The following is a 467-nucleotide window of genomic DNA, read 5'->3' as shown; positions in this document are numbered from 1 at the left end:
GGAGATGCACGAGGAGCTCGGGCACCCGGTGCCGGACAACGGCTATCTGATGCCGTGGGCCCGCCAGGGCGTGCTGCTGCTCAACGCCGTGCTGACCGTCCGGGGCGGCGAGGCCAACTCCCACAAGGGCAAGGGCTGGGAGAAGTTCACCGACGCGGTGATCCGGGCCGTGGTCTCCCGGCCCGACCCGGCCGTCTTCGTGCTGTGGGGCAACTACGCGCAGAAGAAGCTGCCGCTGATCGACACCGAGCGGCACGCGGTGGTGACCGGTGCGCACCCCTCGCCGCTGTCGGCGAGGAAGTTCTTCGGCAGCCGGCCGTTCACGCGGATCAACGAGGCGATCGCCGCCCAGGGCCACGCGCCGATCGACTGGCGCATCCCGAACCTGGCGGAGTCCTCCGCCGGCTGAGGCGCGGGCGGGCGGCCGGGCGGCGGCGTGAGGGGGGGGTGCGTACGGCGTACGGCGG

At 73.0% G+C, this 467-nt stretch carries 1 protein-coding gene; it reads left to right on the top strand.

The annotated features are described in order from the left end of the window. Positions 1-409, top strand: a 409-nt coding sequence (locus ACSNOD_RS31725) for a uracil-DNA glycosylase (protein WP_436770520.1), incomplete at its 5' end; no start/stop codon positions are given. Between the last annotated feature and the right edge of the window lie 58 nt (positions 410-467).

It is taken from the genome of Streptomyces sp. URMC 123, assembly GCF_051386515.1.
GTDB lineage: Bacteria > Actinomycetota > Actinomycetes > Streptomycetales > Streptomycetaceae > Streptomyces.
Note: the sequence above shows the minus strand (reverse complement) of the source record. Positions and strands in the feature narration are given on the sequence as shown.